The organism is Microbacterium oleivorans (assembly GCF_001644225.1).
Taxonomy (GTDB): Bacteria; Actinomycetota; Actinomycetes; order Actinomycetales; family Microbacteriaceae; genus Microbacterium; species Microbacterium gawkjiense.
This window is the reverse complement of sequence record NZ_LSTV01000004.1, coordinates 191,572-205,522: the sequence shown is the minus strand read 5'-3', so window position 1 is coordinate 205,522 and position 13,951 is coordinate 191,572. Positions and strand designations below refer to the sequence as shown.

At 72.3% G+C, this 13,951-nt stretch carries 17 protein-coding genes; 11 read left to right on the top strand and 6 right to left on the bottom strand.

Annotated elements, in window-relative coordinates:
* Window positions 1–70: 70 nt before the first annotated feature.
* From AYL44_RS11510 to AYL44_RS11495, 4 genes are all read right to left on the bottom strand, one after another.
* Entirely contained in the window at window positions 71–1,471 is a 1,401-nt protein-coding gene (locus AYL44_RS11510) for an MFS transporter (RefSeq protein WP_064003427.1), read from the bottom strand.
* 71 nt (window positions 1,472–1,542) lie between these two features.
* Window positions 1,543–2,343: an SDR family oxidoreductase gene (locus AYL44_RS11505; RefSeq protein WP_064003426.1), complete on the bottom strand. Its 801-nt coding sequence runs from the start codon at window positions 2,341–2,343 to the stop codon at window positions 1,543–1,545.
* A gap of 78 nt (window positions 2,344–2,421) precedes the next feature.
* Window positions 2,422–2,913, bottom strand: coding sequence for a hypothetical protein (locus AYL44_RS11500; protein WP_064003425.1), 492 nt, complete (start codon window positions 2,911–2,913; stop codon window positions 2,422–2,424).
* A complete protein-coding gene (locus AYL44_RS11495; protein ID WP_064003424.1) occupies window positions 2,910–4,385 on the bottom strand; it encodes an SPFH domain-containing protein in 1,476 nt (491 codons plus the stop codon). The genes AYL44_RS11500 and AYL44_RS11495 overlap by 4 nt, the downstream gene beginning before the upstream one ends.
* 130 nt (window positions 4,386–4,515) lie before the next feature.
* On the opposite strand from AYL44_RS11495, the gene AYL44_RS11490 reads away from it, so the two are divergent.
* From AYL44_RS11490 to AYL44_RS11480, 3 genes are all read left to right on the top strand, one after another.
* On the top strand, window positions 4,516–4,893 hold the full coding sequence (locus tag AYL44_RS11490) for a DUF4870 domain-containing protein (protein WP_064003423.1): 378 nt from the start codon (window positions 4,516–4,518) through the stop codon (window positions 4,891–4,893).
* A gap of 103 nt (window positions 4,894–4,996) precedes the next feature.
* A complete protein-coding gene (locus AYL44_RS11485) occupies window positions 4,997–6,385 on the top strand; it encodes a glycine--tRNA ligase (protein ID WP_064003474.1) in 1,389 nt (462 codons plus the stop codon).
* A gap of 15 nt (window positions 6,386–6,400) precedes the next feature.
* Window positions 6,401–6,682 carry a hypothetical protein gene (locus AYL44_RS11480; RefSeq protein WP_064003422.1) on the top strand — a complete coding sequence of 94 codons (282 nt, stop codon included), beginning with the start codon at window positions 6,401–6,403 and terminating at the stop codon, window positions 6,680–6,682.
* A gap of 27 nt (window positions 6,683–6,709) precedes the next feature.
* On the opposite strand, the gene AYL44_RS11475 is transcribed toward AYL44_RS11480, so the two are convergent.
* The gene (locus AYL44_RS11475; protein WP_064003421.1) at window positions 6,710–7,135 is read right to left on the bottom strand and encodes a DUF1801 domain-containing protein; all 426 of its coding nucleotides are present in this window, start codon (window positions 7,133–7,135) and stop codon (window positions 6,710–6,712) included.
* Between the two features lie 3 nt (window positions 7,136–7,138).
* Entirely contained in the window at window positions 7,139–7,714 is a 576-nt protein-coding gene (locus AYL44_RS11470; RefSeq protein ID WP_064003420.1) for an HhH-GPD-type base excision DNA repair protein, read from the bottom strand.
* Between the two features lie 51 nt (window positions 7,715–7,765).
* On the opposite strand from AYL44_RS11470, the gene AYL44_RS11465 reads away from it, so the two are divergent.
* The 8 genes from AYL44_RS11465 (at window position 7,766) to AYL44_RS11430 (ending at window position 13,950) form a co-directional block, all read left to right on the top strand.
* The gene (locus tag AYL44_RS11465) at window positions 7,766–9,181 is read left to right on the top strand and encodes a protoporphyrinogen/coproporphyrinogen oxidase (protein WP_064003419.1); all 1,416 of its coding nucleotides are present in this window, start codon (window positions 7,766–7,768) and stop codon (window positions 9,179–9,181) included.
* Window positions 9,182–9,269: 88 nt separating this feature from the next.
* Window positions 9,270–9,686: a hypothetical protein gene (locus AYL44_RS11460; protein WP_064003418.1), complete on the top strand. Its 417-nt coding sequence runs from the start codon at window positions 9,270–9,272 to the stop codon at window positions 9,684–9,686.
* Window positions 9,683–10,093, top strand: coding sequence for a phage holin family protein (locus AYL44_RS11455; RefSeq protein WP_064003417.1), 411 nt, complete (start codon window positions 9,683–9,685; stop codon window positions 10,091–10,093). The genes AYL44_RS11460 and AYL44_RS11455 overlap by 4 nt, the downstream gene beginning before the upstream one ends.
* Window positions 10,083–10,349: a hypothetical protein gene (locus AYL44_RS11450; protein WP_064003416.1), complete on the top strand. Its 267-nt coding sequence runs from the start codon at window positions 10,083–10,085 to the stop codon at window positions 10,347–10,349. The genes AYL44_RS11455 and AYL44_RS11450 overlap by 11 nt, the downstream gene beginning before the upstream one ends.
* Window positions 10,350–10,533: 184 nt before the next feature.
* Window positions 10,534–11,361: a uroporphyrinogen-III synthase gene (locus AYL44_RS11445; protein ID WP_064003415.1), complete on the top strand. Its 828-nt coding sequence runs from the start codon at window positions 10,534–10,536 to the stop codon at window positions 11,359–11,361.
* Between the two features lie 72 nt (window positions 11,362–11,433).
* Window positions 11,434–11,910 (top strand): hypothetical protein, encoded by a 477-nt coding sequence (locus AYL44_RS11440; RefSeq protein ID WP_064003414.1) that lies wholly within the window; start codon window positions 11,434–11,436, stop codon window positions 11,908–11,910.
* Window positions 11,911–11,954: 44 nt separating this feature from the next.
* Entirely contained in the window at window positions 11,955–13,016 is a 1,062-nt protein-coding gene (locus tag AYL44_RS11435; RefSeq protein ID WP_064003413.1) for an enoyl-CoA hydratase/isomerase family protein, read from the top strand.
* 1 nt (window position 13,017) lies between these two features.
* Window positions 13,018–13,950, top strand: coding sequence for a J domain-containing protein (locus AYL44_RS11430; RefSeq protein WP_064003412.1), 933 nt, complete (start codon window positions 13,018–13,020; stop codon window positions 13,948–13,950).
* Window position 13,951 lies beyond the last annotated feature (1 nt).

The following is a 13,951-nucleotide window of genomic DNA, read 5'->3' as shown; positions in this document are numbered from 1 at the left end:
GCGCGAGATCCATTGCATCCCGTGACGCCCACCGACCGCGCCCGACGCCCGCGCGCCCCGAACCGTCCCGTCAGCGCGGCAGCGAGGGGTGCGCTTCGTGCGGGTCGCGTCGCTGCGGGATGAACAGGGCGACGCCGAGCGCGACGACGGCGGCGCCGAGTCCCAGCGCGAAGGAGACCTGGAAGGCGGCGGGGGTCGGCACGGCGACCCCGTCCTGGACGGTCGACAGTCCTGCGAGGACGGCGCCGACGACGGCCGCCGCGATCGACGTGCCGAGCGAGCGGAACAGCGCGTTCAGCCCGTTCGAGGCACCCGTCTCGCTCTGCGGCACCGAGCGCATGATGAGCATCGGCATCCCGGCGTACCCGAAGCCGATGCCCACGCCGATGAGCAGGTTCGCGACGAGGATGTGCCACACCTCCGACGCCCACAGCAGCGAGTACGCGTAGGCGACGATCAGCGCGCTCGCGCCCATGATGAGCAGCACGCGGGGTCCGATCGTGCGGGCGAGGCGTCCCGAGAACGGCGACAGCACCATCATCACGAGGCCCGCGGGCATGACGATGAGGCTGGCCTGGAAGAGGGTGAGCCCGAATCCGCCGACGGATGCCGGCAGTTCGAGCATCTGCGGATACGACACGTTCGAGCCGAACAGCGAGAAGCCCATCGCCACCGAGGCGAGGTTCGTGAGCAGGACGGCCGGCCGCGCGGCGACCCGCAGGTCGAGGAGCGGTTCGCGGATGCGCAGCTCGAACCAGCCCCACAGCAGCAGGACCGCGAGCCCGCCGAGGCCGAGCGCGAGGGTCGCGGGCGACGTCCAGCCCCACTCGTTGCCGCGCGAGACGGCGAGCAGCACACCGGTGAGGCCGACGGCGAGCCCGGCGGCGCCGGCGAAGTCGAAGCGTCCCGCCGTGCGCAGGACGCTCGGCGGCACGATGAGGGCGACGAGCACGAACACCACCGCGCCGAGCCCCGCAGCCATCCAGAACAGCACGTGCCAGTCGCTCGTCTCGGTGATGATCGCGCTGACCGGCATGCCGACCGCGCCGCCGACACCGAGCGTCGCCGACATGAGGGCGATCGCGGCATCCACCCGGTCCTCGTGCAGCACGTCGCGCATGATCGAGATCCCGAGCGGCACGACACCCGTGACGGCACCCTGCAGCGCACGACCGACGATCACGCCGCCGATCCCGGGGGAGAGGGCGGCGATGACGGATCCCACGATGAGCAGGCCGAGCAGCACCAGCACGATGCGGCGCTTGCCGTACATGTCGCCGAGGCGCCCCGCGATCGGGGTGAAGACGGCCGCGGCCAGCAGGGTCGCCGTCACCACCCACGCCGTGTCCTCGCGGCTCGCGTTCAGCAGCTCGGGCAGCTTCGACTGGATCGGCACCACGAGGGTGAACATGAACGACGACGCGAGACCCGCGATCGCCAGGACCGCGACGATCGCGCCCTGTCGTGGCATCCGGGTCAGTCTGCGTCTGTCGTCCGGGGCCATCCCTCCAGGCTATCCCCGGCGCGCGCTGCCGGACGCGCTCAGCCCGCGCTGCGCCAGGCGTCGGACTCGAGGTGCGACCCGGCCTGCGGCCCCATCTGCAGCATCCCGCCGTCGACGACCCACGTCGCCCCGGTGACGTACGACGACGCCGGCGACGCCAGGAAGGCGATCACGTCCGCGATCTCCTCCGGCTTACCCGGACGCGGGATCGGGATGCCGGGGCGATGCGTGTTCTCGGCGTCCTCGGCATCCATGTCGTTGATCGGTGTCGCGATCTCGCCGGGGGCGACCGAGTTGACCGTGATGCCCTTCGCGCCGAGCTCCTGCGCCATCGTCTTCACAAGACCCTCGAGGCCGTGCTTCGACGCGACGTACGCGGCCGACCCGACCCGCGGCTGCGAGCCGTGCACGCTCGTCACCGCGATGATGCGTCCCTCCTGACCCGCATCCGCCATCAGCGTCGCCGCCGTGTGCATCCCGACGAACGCGCCGTCGAGGTTGAGGCCGACGACCTGACGCCACCCCTCGATGTCCATCTCGAGGAAGGGGCCGCCGGTCCCGCCGCCGGCGTTGTTGACGAAGACGTCGAGCCCGCCGAGCTCGGCGGCGAGGCCCCGGATGACGCTGGGCACCGAGTCGAGTTCGGTCGCGTCGAACTGGGCGACGACGGCGTTCCGGCCGCGGCGGCGCACCTCGGCGGCGGTCTCTTCGGCGCCCTCCTGGTCGGAGTGCCACGTGACCCCGACGTCCATGCCGGCGTCGGCGAGGGCGAGGGCGGTCGCCCGTCCGATGCCGGAGTCGGAGGCGGTCACGATGGCGCGGCGAGGGGTGAAGGTCATGCCGCCGACGCTACGGACCGCGCCGCGGACAGGGGGCGGGGTTGACAGCGGCGGGCCGCCCCGCAACACCCGTCCGCGTCAGCGCCCCGCAGCCGCCTGCAGCCGCGCGACCTCGTCCTCGGACAGCAACGCACGCGGCATGACCGCGACCCCGCCGGCCCACGAGCCGACCTTCAGCAGGAGCGCGTCGCCGACCGCATCCACCCGGCGGAACGCCGTCAACCGGATCTCGCTCGTCCCGAGCGCCGACGTGGCGTGCAGCGCGTCGTCGGTGAGGGTCGCGCTGGCGACGGAGCCGACCGGGTACGCCCGGAGGATGGAGGATCGCACCGCCACCCACGACACGATGACCGTCGCGCTGATGAGGACGACGAGCGCGATGCCCACCCACGCGGCGCCGTCGCTGCCGGTCGCGGTGAGGAACACGCTCAGCGCCACGACGACGGCGGTCGCGCTCAGGAGCAGGATCCACGACGGGCGACGAAGCTGCCAACGCAGGAACCCGCGCGCCAGTCGGGGGGCCAGGTGCTCGTCGACGACCAGCGACCTGCCCCCCTCGGCTGAGGTCACACGGCGTCCGGGGACGGCGCGGCGGGCGCGGCCGGCTCGGCGGCCGGGGCGGTCGCGGACTCGGCGACCGGCGCCGCGGGCTCCGCCGACGCACGGCGGCGCAGCGGGGCGGAAGCCTGCGCGTCCTGCTCCTGCTGCAGCCCCTGGGCGATGCCGCGGCCGGTGGCCTGGCCCTGGATGATGCCGCGCAGGTCGATGCCCGTCGCCGCCTGAACGGCGTCGAAGGTGGCGCGCATGCTCGAGGCGCTCTCGCCGGCGATGTGGCTCGACGCGCCCTCGCCGCCGAGGACCGTGATCGACCCGACCTTGTCGAAGCCGCGGGCGAACTCGGTCATGAGCGGCACGAGGGCCTCGATCGCGCGCTGCGCGAGCAGCGCCTCCTGGTTCTGCGCGATGGCCGCGGCCTCGGCCTTGATCGCCTCGGCGCGGGCCTCACCCTCGAGCCGGATCGCGTCGGCCTCGGCCTGGGCGCGAAGGCGCGTCGCCTCGGCTTCCTGGGCTGCGATCTGCGCGCGGGCCTCAGCGGCCTTGACCTGCGTGTACGCGTCGGCGTCCGCCGAGCGCTGGCGCTCGTAGAGCGACGCGTCGGCGACCTTCTTGACGTCGGCGTCGAGCTGGGCCTGACGGTTCTCGGCCTGCTGCAGGAGGACCGCCTGCTCGCGCTCGGCGCGGGCGAGGGCCTCGGCCTGCTCGGCCTCGGCGCGGGCGCGTCCGACCTCGGCGGAGGCCTGGGCGGTGTTGCGGTCGTACGCGGTCTGCTCGATGAGGTTCGCCTCGTCGGTGGCGATCTGACGCGCCTTGACCTCGCGGGCGGCGTTGATGCGGGCGACCTCGGCCTCGCGGCGCACGCGCTCGACCTCGGTGGCGCCGAGGGCGTCGATGTAGCCGTTCTTGTCGGTGACGCCCTGGATCTGGAACGAGTCGAGGATGAGGCCCTGCGCGAGCAGGTCGCTCTTGATGCCCTCGGCGATCTGGTCCGACAGCTTCTGCCGGTCCTTCATGAGCTGCTCGACGGTCAGGGTCGCGACCACGCCGCGCAGCGCACCCTCGAGCTGCTCGGTGGTGAACTGCTCGATCGCGCCGTCCTGCGAGAGGAACCGCTCCGCGGCGCGACGGACGAACTCGGGATCGGAGCCGATCTTGACGAGTGCGACACCACTGACGTTGACGGTGACGCCGTTGGATGCCTGTGCCGTCGGCTCCATCTTGATCTGGCGCGCGCGCAGCGAGATCATCTCGGCGCGCTGCGTGAGCGGGTTGACCAGGGCGCCGCCGCCGGTGATGACGGAGATGCGCGAGGAGTCCCCCGAGGCGCTCTTCTGATTGCGACCGACGATGACGAGCGCCTGGTCGGCCTTCGCGACCTTGTACCAGGCCCGCAGCACCACCATGAAGATGATGATGAAGACGACGACGGCGACGACGATGATGCCGCCGACGACAAACGCGCCTCCCGCGATGAGTGCATCCATGAGTGAGTTCCCCCCTGAGTCTCGATGTCCTTCGTGCGGCACGACGAACGTGCCCACGTCGAACGTATCGGTTACTCCAGCCGCGTGACGAGGTTCGCGGCATCCCGCCCCTGCCCCCTACGCTGGCGCCATGACGATGCCCCCGCCCCCGCCGCCCGCGCAGCCGTACCCGGTCGCGCCGCCGCTGCGTCCCGAGGACGAGAAGCTGTGGGCGACGCTGACCCATCTGAGCGGCATCTTCCTCTCGTTCGTGGGCGCGCTCGTCGTCTACCTCGTACTGCGCGACCGGGGGCCGTTCATCCGCGCCCACAGCGCCGCCGCCCTCAACTTCCAGCTCACGGTGCTCATCGCCGCGTTCGTGTGCATCCCGCTGTCGTTGATCGGCATCGGGTTCCTGCTGCTGCTCGCGGTGGGCGTCTACGCCCTCGTGATCGAGATCGTCGCGGCCGTGAAGGCGAGCCAGGGGCAGTGGTACACGCCGCCCCTCAGCATCCGCTTCGTCTCCTGACCTTCGTCGAGCGCCGGAACGGGCCCGGATAGACTGAGGGATGCCGCGTGTCGCGGCGTCCGCGCCCTCGCGCACCCTCTTCACGACGACCATTGGAGCCACCGTGGCCGAGCAGTCCCGTCTCGACAAAGTCATCGCCCTCGCCCGTCACCGCGGGTTCGTCTTCCAGGCGGGCGAGATCTACGGCGGGTCGCGGTCGGCGTGGGACTACGGTCCCCTCGGCACGGAGCTGAAGGAGAACATCCGGCAGCAGTGGTGGCAGACCTTCGTCCGCGGTCGCGGCGACATGGTCGGGCTCGACTCGTCGATCATCCTCCCCAAGCGCGTCTGGGAGGCGTCGGGTCACGTCGCGACCTTCACCGACCCGCTCGTGGAGTGCCTGCAGTGCCACAAGCGGTTCCGCGAGGACACGCTCATCGAGGACTTCGAGGCGCGCAAGGGACGCACGGCCGAGAACGGTCTCGGCGACGTGCCCTGCCCGAACTGCGGCACGAAGGGCCAGTACACCGAGCCGAAGTCGTTCTCGGGTCTCGTGAAGACCTACCTCGGCGTCGTCGACGACGAGAGCGGCCTCTACTTCCTGCGTCCCGAGACGGCGCAGGGCATCTTCGTGAACTTCTCGAACGTCCTCACCGCGAGCCGCAAGAAGCCGCCGTTCGGCATCGGCCAGGTCGGCAAGGCGTTCCGCAACGAGATCACCCCCGGCAACTTCATCTTCCGCACGCGCGAGTTCGAGCAGATGGAGATCGAGTTCTTCACGCCGCCGGCCGAGGCGGGCGAGTGGTTCGACCACTGGGTGCAGGCCTGCTGGAACTGGTTCATCGACCTCGGCATCGACCCCGAGAACATGCGTCAGTTCGACGTGCCCGAGGAGGACCGCGCGCACTACTCCGCCGGCACGATCGACGTCGAGTACCGCTTCGGTTTCGCGGGCAAGGAGTGGGGCGAGCTGATGGGTGTCGCCAACCGCACCGACTACGACCTGTCGAGCCACATCGAGGCCTCCGGGCAGAAGCTCACCTACTTCGATCAGGCATCCGGCGAGACCTACGTCCCGTACGTCATCGAGCCGTCGTTCGGTCTGACCCGCGCCATGATGGCGTTCCTCGTCGACGCGTACCGCGAGGAGGAGGTGCCGAACGCGAGGGGTGGCACCGACACCCGCACGGTGCTCGGCCTCGACCCGCGCCTCGCGCCCGTCAAGGTGGCGGTGCTGCCGCTCAGCCGCAACGAGCGCCTGTCGCCGCTGGCCCGCAAGGTGGCCGACGACCTGCGGGCGAACGGCTGGAACGTCGACTTCGACGACGCCGGCGCGATCGGCCGCCGCTACCGCCGTCAGGACGAGATCGGTACGCCGTTCTGCGTCACGGTCGACTTCGACTCGCTCGACGACGACGCCGTGACCATCCGCGACCGCGACTCGATGGCGCAGGAGCGCGTGGCCCTGACCGAGCTGCACGCCTACCTCGCTCCGCGCCTCCGCGGCGCCTGAGTCGGGCGTAGCGCGGTGCGGATCGTCGCGCATCTGATCGCGCTCCTCTGCGCGGTCGTGGCGATCGCGCTGTCGTTCCTCGTCGCCGTTCCGGTGTCGGCAGCGGTCGAATCGGATGCCGGGGGCACCCCGCGTGCGCAGGGACTGGGAGCCCTGCTCGTCGTGCTCGGGCTGCGCGACGGTGAGATCGTCGACAGCGGCGCAGCCTGGATCGCTCGCGGGATGCTGCTCGCGATCGTCGTCGTGCTGGTCGTCGCGGTGCTCGTCGAACGCTCGGCGGGTGCGCGGAAGCGCTGAAATGCGTTCCGTCCCGCGAAGGGCCGGTCAGTCGAGGACGGTGATCGTCGCGCCCGGCAGCTCGTCGTCGACGACCCGGCGCAGGGTGTCGGAGAGGATGCCTCGCAGCACGCCCTCGTCGACCGTCGCGAGGTCCTTCACGTAGAGGCAGCCGGCGCCCGTCGTGTGCGGCCCGAGCCTCGCGAGCGCCTCCGTGTGCGCGTCGGTCCGGTCGAGGTAGATCGTCGTGGCGGCCTTGCGGGGCGAGAAGCCGAGCAGCGGCATCTCGCCCGTGGTGCCGGTGGCGTAACGGTAACGGCAGGCGCCGAAGCCGATGATCGATCCGGTCCACATCTGCGGCTCGCGCCCGGTGAGCTCACGCATCAGCGCGACGAGGGTCTCGGCATCCGAGCGGCGCTTCGCGGGTGTGACCTGCGCGACGAACTCGTCGACGTCGCGCCCCGTGCGCTCCATGGCTCAGCCCTTCGCGGCCTTCGCGGCGGCTTTGGCGGCGCGCTTGTGCTCGCGGACCTTCGCGAGTGATTCCGGCGAGACGATGTCGGCGACGGAGCGGAACGAGCCCTCTTCCCCGTAGGCGCCGGCGGCGTCGCGCCAGCCGGCTCCCGTGAAGCCGTACTGCTTGCCGAGGAGCGCGAGGAAGATCCTCGCCTTCTGGTCGCCGAAGCCCGGCAGTGCCTTCAGCCGCTTCAGGACGGTTGCGCCGTCCAAGTCGCCCTCGGTCCACAGCGCAGCGGCATCCCCGCCCCACTCATCGACGAGTGCCTGGCACAGCGCCTGCACGCGACCGGCCATCGACCCGGGGAAGCGGTGCACGGCCGGGGTCTGACCGAACGCGGCGGCGAACTCCTCGGGGTCTGCGGCGGCGATGCCGGCGGCGTCGAGCCCGCCCGTGCGATCGCGGATCTTCAGCGGCCCGGCGAAGGCCGTCTCCATCGCGATCTGCTGGTCGAGCAGCATCCCGATCAGGAGGGCGAGCGGTTCGTCGGTGAGGAGCGCGTCGGCGGCCTCGTCGCCGGTGATGTGGAGGGCCATGCGTCCATGTTCCCACTCTCGGCTCACGCGGGGTGGGGGAGGATGGACAGCATGGATGCCGCGGCCGCCCCCGATCTCATCTCGCAGGCGCGACGTGCGCGCGTCGCCGTCCTCGGAGGCGGTGTCGCCGGGCTCGTCGCAGCGCTCGAGTGCGCCAAGCTCGGCATCCGGGTGACCCTGTTCGAGGCGGGGGACCGACTCGGCGGCATCGTCGCCTCCGCCGAGCTCGACGGCCGGCGGGTCGATGTCGCCGCCGACGGCTTCCGCGTCGCCCCGGGTGCCCTGCAGGAGCTCCTGGACGACCTCGGCCTCCGGGGCGCGGTCGTGTCGGCGCGCGAGGCCGAGACCTGGGTCGCCGGCGCGCACGGGGTCGCGCCGCTGCCGGATGCGTCGATCCTCGGCATCCCCGCCAACGCCTTCGACGCCCGCGTACGCCGCATCATCGGATGGTCGGGTACCTGGCGCGCCTACGTCGACCGGCTGCGGCCGCCGCTGACGATCGGCGCCCAGCGCAGCCTCGGGGCCCTCGTCGAGAGCAGGATGGGCGCGCGGGTCCTCGAGCGGATGGTCGCGCCGCTGACCTTCGGCATCCACGGCGTCCCTCCCGAGGAAGTCGACGTCGACCGGGCCGCCCGCGGCCTCAACGCCGCGCTCACGCGCACCGGTTCGCTCTCGGGCGCCGTCGCGCAGCAGTTGCCCGACGGCGACGCCGGGCCCTCGCGCGCCACGATCGAGGGCGGCATGTCGGTCTTCGTCGACGCGGTCGCGCAGCGCCTCGCCGACCTCGAGGTCGACGTCCGCACCGCAACCGCGGCCACGGGGCTGCGGCGCACCGACGACGGCTGGACCGTGACGTGGACGGCGGAGGACGAGGAGCAGACGCTCGACGTCGACGCGGTCATCGTCGCGACCCCCGAGGGGCCCGCTCGGCGACTGCTCGCGCCTCACCTGCCCGGCCTCGACGGCGCGGTCCTCTCGCCCGACGACGTCGACGTCGTGACGCTCGTCCTCGATGCCCCCGCCCTCGACGCCCGCCCGCGCGGTCACGCCGTCTACGCGGCTCCCGGCGCCGCGGCGGCGATCGCGGTCGTGCACGCGACGGCGACCTGGCCGCATCGCGCGGGCGAGCCGCACATCGTCCGGGTGACGACACCGGCGAGCGACCTGCCCGACGGCGACGCGATCGCCGCGTCCACGGCCGCCGCCGCCGAGCTGCTCGGCGTCGACCTGGGCACCGTGCGCGGCACGCACCGCGCCCGCTGGCCGCGGTCGCTGCCGTCCTCCGCCCTGTCACCCGCGCGGGACGAGGTGCGCCGCGCCGTCCGGCAGGACGAGCGGCTCGGCGTCGTCGGCGCGTGGGTCGACGGCACCGGCCTCACCCGCGTCGTCGCCGATGCGAAGGACGAAGCGGAGCGCATCCGATCCGGCCTGCTGTGGCACGCGGACGGGCAGGCTGCCTCCACCTGAGCCGCCTGTCAAGGGTGGATGCCGCGAACGGAATGCGCCGTTACGCTGGGTCCTCGGCATCACATCGCTTCGAACGTGAGGAATCGCCATGAAGGGCAAGATCGGAATCGTCGTCGGGCTCACCGCCGGCTACGTGCTCGGGGCCCGTGCGGGCCGCCAGCGCTACGAGCAGATCAAGGACGCGTACCTGCGCGTCTACAACACCCCCGCCGTCCAGAAGCAGGTCGACAAGGTCGGCGAGTTCGGCAAGTCGGCGGCCTTCGCCCTGCCGAGCGTGCTGTGGAGCAGCGCGGTGAAGATCACCCGCGCCGCCACCACGAAAGGCACCGCGGGAGACAAACTCGACGCCGCCCTCGACGCGTCGAAGGACGCCGCCGACGACGTGAAGGATGCCGCCGAGACGACCGCCGACGCCGTGTCGAGCTCCGCGAAGCGGTCGACCGGCTCGGGTACCGCGAAGCGTTCCTCCGGCACCGGCACCAAGAAGTCCTCGTCCGCCTCATGAGCACGCCTCGCGGATTCCGCGACCGGGGTGACGACAGCCTCCTCGGTCTCGTCGGCGAGCTCCCCGAGCTCGTCAAGAACCTCATCGTCGCCGAGATCAACGCGGCGAAGGCCTGGGCGACGCGGACCGGGAAGGATGCCGGCGTCGTCGGCCTCTGGTTCGTCCTGGCGCTGTTCGTCCTGTTCTGGACCCTCCCGGCGATCGGTGCCTTCACGGTCATCGGTCTGTCCTCGTGGATGGCGCCCTGGCTGGCGGCGCTCATCCTCGTCGTGCTCGGTCTGCTGCTCGTGGTGATCTTCGGGATCCTCGGGATGCTGCGGATCAAGCGCATGAAGAACCGTGAGAACCCCGCGAAGGCCCTGTCGACCGACGCCCGAATCGTGAAGGAAGTGGCCGATGAGTTCTGACCTGCCCCGCACCGCCGTTCCGCTCGGCATCACGGACCCCGTCGAGCGTGCGCGCGCCGAGTTGAAGGCCGCGCTCGCCGCGATCGAGGAGAAGGCGAACGTCCCCAAGCGCGCCGCCCGCGCTACGCGGCGCGCCCAGGTCTCGGCCCGCGAGTTCGCGGACCGCAACCCCTCGGGTGCCGTCGTCGCCGCGGTCGGTGTCGCCGCCGCCATCGGGCTCGTCGTCTGGGGAGCCGTCCGGCTGTACACGCGCTGATCGGTGCGGCGGATCCCGTCGCCGCGTCGCCGCTGACGACCCGGGGTATGCTCGGAGCAGGCAGCGGCGATGGTGCAGATGCTGCCGACGACAGGGTCCCGAACGTGCGCATCTGCGCGCATCCCTCCGCTGAGCGTCGGCCGTCTCGCTCGGGGGCGGCCACCGCCGACACGAGAGTCGAACCATGAACACACCTGCTGCGGCAGCACCGAAGCCCCTCAAGGGCTGGCGGGTGCTCGTCCCGCGCGGGGGTCCCTGGGGAGACAGCGTCGCCGCGGCGCTGCGCGCGCAGGGAGCGACGCCGGTGATCGCGCCGCTCATCAACTTCGCCCCGTCCGAGGACCCGACCGACCTCGAGTCGGCGCTCCGCGACCTCGCGGCGGGCGCCTTCGACTGGGTGACCCTCACGAGTTCGACGACCGTCGACGTCCTCCACGCCTACCGTGCGGTGATCCCCTCCACCACCCGCGTCGCCGCCGTGGGCGAGACGACGGCCGCGGCGCTCGGCGCCGTCGGCTACCGCGTCGATCTGGTCCCCGACGACGACAACTCGGCTGCGGGGATGGCGGCGCAGCTCATCGCCCTTGAGCCGAAGCCCATGCGGGTGCTGACGCTCCGCAGCGAACTGGCCAAGCCCGTCCTGACGCGGCTGCTCGTCGAGGCGGGGCACGACGTCCGCAGTGTCGTGGCGTACCGCACCGTCGGCGTGCCGGTCACCGAGAAGGTGGCCACCGACGTCCGTTCCGGGCGCATCAACGCGATCCTCGTCACCAGTGGCTCCGTCGCCGAACAGGTCCACGAGCAGTTCCCCGAGATCCCCGCCGGCACCGTGATCGCCGCGATCGGTCCCCGCACGGCGAAGGACGCCCGTCGCGCCGGGCTGGGAGTCAGCGTGATCGCGAAGGAGCAGACGGTCGCCGGGCTCATCGCCGCCGTGGCCCAGTTCCCGTTGCCGCACGCGATCGACGAGTTCGCCCCGCCGACCGGTTCGTTCCCCCGCATCCAGGGCTGAGGCGGATGGCTGAGACCGGATCGTTGCGGATGCGGCATCCGTCGCACCGGACGCGTTTGGCAGACTGATTCCATGGTGACGCTGCTGCTCGACTCGTCGCGACTGGAGGTCGCGCTCTCGGCCACCGAGCGTGCGCTGTCGTTCCGCAAGGACGCCGTCCGCGTCGAGCGCACCCACATCGCGAAGGTGCAGCTCGTCGACGACCCGTGGACGTGGCTGCGCGGGGTGCCGACACCCGGCACCGTCATCCCGCGGACCGTCGCGATGGGGCGGTGGCGCTCCGCCGGCGGCGACGATTTCGTGCTCGTGCGGCGGCGACGCCCCTCGGTCGTGATCGACCTCGACGGCGACCCCGAGTTTCAGCGCCTCGTCATCACCACGCGACACGGGCTCGCCCTCGTCCAGGCCCTGCGCCTCGAGGCCGACGACGAGCCAGTGGATGTCGTCGAGCTCGTGACGACGGAGATCCCGGTGCAGCGACCGGATGCCGCGGCGGACGGGCCCGTGCGGGCGCCGCGTCGCCGGACGGTACGACCCGCGCAGGCCTGACGCGCTCGGCCGGCACCGAGGATCCGGCCGGTAACGTTGCCCGGGTGAGTGAACCCGCGGCATCCCGTCTGCTTGTCCGTGCGGAGGGGAGCGTCGGACGCATCACGCTGAACCGGCCCGAGGCGATCAACGCCGTCGACCACGGCATGATCCGCGGCATCGCCGACGCGCTCGACGCGTGGGAGCATCACCCCGACATCCGCCTGATCCTGCTCGACGGCGCGGGCGAGCGGGGCTTCTGCGCGGGCGGCGACGTCCGCGCGCTGCGCGAGCAGATCCTGGCGGGCGAGGCCGAGGCGGCGATGGCGTTCTTCCGCGACGAGTACGCGCTGAACGCGAGGATCGCCGAGTACCCGAAGCAGGTCGTCGTCTTCGCCGACGGCGTGACGATGGGCGGCGGCATCGGACTGGCGGGCCACGCCTCGGTGCGCCTGGTCACCGAGCGCTCCCGACTCGCGATGCCCGAGACCCGTATCGGCTTCACCCCCGACGTGGGCGGGTCGTGGCTGCTCGGCCGCGCGCCGGGACGGGTCGGCGAGTACCTCGCCCTGACGGGCGGGACGATGGATGCCGCCGACGCGATCCACGCCGGTTTCGCCGACCACCTCGTGCCCGCCGACCGCCTCGGCGACGTGCGCCACGCCCTCGTCACGCGGGCCGACCCCGACACACCGACCGAGATCGCGATGCTGTTCGACGAGACCCCCGAACCCGGTCGTCTCGCCGCCTCGCGCGCGTGGATCGACGACGCGTTCGCCGCCGACACGGTCGCCGAGATCATCGCCCGCCTTCGCGAGCGCCCCGAAGCGGATGCCGCGGCCACGGCGGACCTGCTCGAGACCCAGGCTCCGACCGCGCTGACCGTCACCCTCGCCGCCGTGCGCTCGGCACGCGGGCTGCCGGACCTGCGCGCGGCCCTGGCGCAGGAGTACGCGCTCGTCGAATGGTTCGGCCGCACCCAGCCCGACCTCGTCGAGGGGATCCGCGCGCAACTCGTCGACAAGGACCGGGCGCCGCGCTGGCAGCCGGCCCGCCTGAACGAGGTCCCCGCTGAGACCGCCGACACCGCGCTCGCGTTCCGCCCGAGCGTCCCCCTCTGGAGCTGACGTGTTCGACAGTCCCCTCTCCGCGTCGGCGTACGAGGTCCTCGGCGTGACCGCCGACGCGAGCGATGACGACCTGCGCAAGGCCTACCGGTTGCGTCTGCGGCAGACGCATCCCGACACCGGCGGCGACGCCGCGCAGTTCGTGCAGGTGCAGCGCGCGTGGGAGCTCGTGGGGACCGCCGAGGCCCGCGCGGCGTACGACCGCGGCCACGGCTTCGGTGAGACCGCCTCGTACGGCCCGGATCCGTCGGCCCCGATGTGGCGGCCCCCGGCCCGGCAGGCCGACACCCGGCCGCGCGCCCGCTCGTTCGGGCAGCCCGGCGGCTGGCGTCGCGAGCGGTACCTCGACCTGATCCGCGAATGGGCGGGTCGCGGGGTGGACCTCGCCGACCCGTACGATCCCGCCCTCGTCCGCAGCGCGCCGCACGAGGTGCGCCGCCTGCTCGCGGATGCGCTCGCCGAGGAGGCGACGGCCCGGATCGTCGCCGAACTCGGCATGGGGTACACCGTGTGGCACGACGTGGCGGCCGACGCGCGGAACCCGGACGCGAAGCTCGACCACATCGTGCTGGGGCCGAGCGGTCTCTACGCCGTGCTGTCGGAGGACTTCGGCGCGCCGGTGCGCACCCGCCGCGGTGAGCTCGAGGGCGACGCGGTCGTCGGCGCTCCCGTCGCGCAGCTCGTGCTCGCGGCGCGCGCGCTCGGCCGTGCGGCGAAGGTGCGGTTCAGCGCCGCGCTCGTCGTCCTCCCCGACGACGACGTCGCGACGGCGGTGGAGGAACTCGGCAAGGTGAAGGGTCTGCCCGTCGCCGTCGTCGCCCGCAGCGTCCTCGCGACGGTCCTCCGCCGCGGCGTCAGCGGTGCGCGCGACATCGGCGGCAACGAGCTCTTCGACGTGCGGACGCGACTGCAGCAGACCGTCCGCTTCGCCTGAG

Excerpts from the sequence above, each read along its gene's own strand:
- AYL44_RS11510 (WP_064003427.1), bottom strand. The coding sequence starts at position 1,471 with ATGCCACGACAGGGCGCGATCGTCGCGGTCCTGGCGATCGCGGGTCTC.
- AYL44_RS11505 (WP_064003426.1), bottom strand. The coding sequence starts at position 2,343 with ATGACCTTCACCCCTCGCCGCGCCATCGTGACCGCCTCCGACTCCGGC.
- AYL44_RS11495 (WP_064003424.1), bottom strand. The coding sequence starts at position 4,385 with ATGGATGCACTCATCGCGGGAGGCGCGTTTGTCGTCGGCGGCATCATC.
- AYL44_RS11490 (WP_064003423.1), top strand. The coding sequence starts at position 4,516 with ATGACGATGCCCCCGCCCCCGCCGCCCGCGCAGCCGTACCCGGTCGCG.
- AYL44_RS11475 (WP_064003421.1), bottom strand. The coding sequence starts at position 7,135 with ATGGAGCGCACGGGGCGCGACGTCGACGAGTTCGTCGCGCAGGTCACA.
- AYL44_RS11470 (WP_064003420.1), bottom strand. The coding sequence starts at position 7,714 with ATGGCCCTCCACATCACCGGCGACGAGGCCGCCGACGCGCTCCTCACC.
- AYL44_RS11465 (WP_064003419.1), top strand. The coding sequence starts at position 7,766 with ATGGATGCCGCGGCCGCCCCCGATCTCATCTCGCAGGCGCGACGTGCG.
- AYL44_RS11460 (WP_064003418.1), top strand. The coding sequence starts at position 9,270 with ATGAAGGGCAAGATCGGAATCGTCGTCGGGCTCACCGCCGGCTACGTG.
- AYL44_RS11455 (WP_064003417.1), top strand. The coding sequence starts at position 9,683 with ATGAGCACGCCTCGCGGATTCCGCGACCGGGGTGACGACAGCCTCCTC.
- AYL44_RS11450 (WP_064003416.1), top strand. The coding sequence starts at position 10,083 with ATGAGTTCTGACCTGCCCCGCACCGCCGTTCCGCTCGGCATCACGGAC.
- AYL44_RS11445 (WP_064003415.1), top strand. The coding sequence starts at position 10,534 with ATGAACACACCTGCTGCGGCAGCACCGAAGCCCCTCAAGGGCTGGCGG.
- AYL44_RS11440 (WP_064003414.1), top strand. The coding sequence starts at position 11,434 with ATGGTGACGCTGCTGCTCGACTCGTCGCGACTGGAGGTCGCGCTCTCG.